The sequence below is a fragment of the Azospirillum sp. B506 genome (genome assembly GCF_000333595.1).
Classification (GTDB): Bacteria; Pseudomonadota; Alphaproteobacteria; order Azospirillales; family Azospirillaceae; genus Azospirillum.
In genome coordinates this window covers 1-1,920 of the sequence record NZ_BADK01001008.1, presented here as the reverse complement: position 1 = coordinate 1,920, position 1,920 = coordinate 1, and the positions used below count along the sequence as shown (strand labels likewise).

General features: G+C 66.7%; 1 protein-coding gene. It reads left to right on the top strand.

Going from position 1 to position 1,920, the window contains the following annotated elements; translation table 11 throughout:
* Window positions 1-1,916: YcaO-like family protein (locus tag I71_RS36625; RefSeq protein WP_148294422.1), on the top strand; the 1,916-nt coding region annotated here is incomplete at its 5' end.
* Window positions 1,917-1,920: the final 4 nt, after the last annotated feature.

Below are 1,920 nucleotides of genomic sequence, written 5' to 3'. Positions count from 1 at the left end.
ATGCGCGGCTGCCGTTGCGCTGGAGCTGCTTTGCCGAACTGAAGCAGCAGGCCCCCGTTCTGGACGTGTCGCGCCTGCCGCGCATGACCACCAGCCGTTTCCATCCCTTCCGCCCGATCCTGTGGTGCGAGGGGCGGGATCTGATCGGCGGCGGCCAGGTCTGGGTGCCCTACGAGTCGGTCCACACCGACTTCTCGCTGCCCCTGCCCAGCGGCAGCGGCAATTTCCAGATGAGCTCCAACGGGCTCGCGAGCGGCAATCACTGGCTCGAAGCCGTCGGCCATGGCATCTGCGAGGTGGTCGAGCGCGACGCTCTTGCCCTGTGGGCCATCGACGGCGCCAGCGGCAACCCGTCGGGGCGCCTCGATCTGTCCACGGTCGACGACCCGGCCTGCCGTCATGCGCTCGACCTTCTCGGCGATGCCGGACAGGCGGTCGGCGTCTGGTCGATCACCACGGACGTCGGGCTACCGGCCTTCGCCTGCATCATCGCCGACCGCAAACCCAACCATTTGGGCCAATTCTATTCAAGCGACGGCAGCGGTTGCCATCCGGTCCGCGAGATCGCCCTCCTGCGCGCCTTGACCGAGGCGGCGCAGACCCGGTTGACCTTCATTGCCGGCGCCCGCGACGACGCCCACCGTGACTTCTTCGAATCGGCCCGCGACCCCGGCCGCGTCGCAATGATGCTCGCCAGGATCGAGCGGGACGATGGTGCGCCCGCGCTTTCGTTCCAGGACAGTCCGACAGCCAGCTGGGATAGCTTCGATGAGGACATAGCCCATCAGCTCGACCGGCTGCGTGCCGTCGGCATCGAACAGGTGGTCGCCGTGGATCTTGGCGGACATATCCCGGGGGTCGAGGTGGCGCGCGTCATCGTCCCGGGCCTGGAGGGGCTGCACGACGCGCCCGGCTATTGTCCCGGCGCCCGCGCCCGTGTTGTGGCCGCGCCCGCAAGAAGACTAATCTCTATGAAAACCGTGGTGTTCCTCGGCCCCAGCTTGCCGGTCGCGACGGCGAAGACAGTCCTCGACGCCGATTACCGTCCGCCAGCGGCCCAAGGCGACGTCTACCGCGCGGTGCAGGGCGGCGCCCGCGTCATCGGGATCGTCGACGGCTTTTTCGAGCGTGTACCCGCCGTTTGGCACAAGGAAATCCTCTGGGCGCTGACCCAGGGCGTTCATGTCTTCGGTGCCGCCAGCATGGGGGCGCTCCGCGCCGCGGAGTTGGATGCCTACGGAATGACCGGCGTGGGGCAGGTCTTCGCCGCCTTCCATGACGGGGTGCTGGACGACGACGACGAGGTGGCGATCGTCCACGGACCGGCCGATCTGGGATATCCCGCCATCAGCGAGGCGATGGTCAACATCCGCGCCACTTTCGACCGGGCCGTCGAAGAGGCGGTGATCGGCGGTTCCGTCCGCGACAGGCTGCTGTCCATCGCGAAGTCGCTCCACTTTCCGCAGCGCGATTACGAACACATCCTCGGCATCGCCGCCGAAGAGGGCGGAGGGAGCGACATCGAAGCCTTGCGGTGCTGGCTTCCCGCCGGACGCCTCGACATCAAGCGGGAGGATGCCCTGGCGATGCTGCAGTCCATTGCGGAACTGCTGACCCGGCCGTTCGAACCGAAGGTGACGAACTTTCCCTTTGCCCACACCGATACCTGGGAGCGGATGATCCGCCGGATGGAGCCGGCCTCGAACGATACGGCCCAGGACGATCTGCTGACGGAGCTTCGCCTGAATCCGATGGCGTATGACCAGGTGATGGGACTGGCCATGGCCCGTGCCCTGGCCTTGCGCGAAGCGGACCGGCATGGCGTGACCGCCGACGGCGATCGCTTCAATGAAACGCTCAACAGCTACTTCGTGCGCCGCAACCTCGTTTCCGGATCGGAAATCAGGCATGGATGAATGA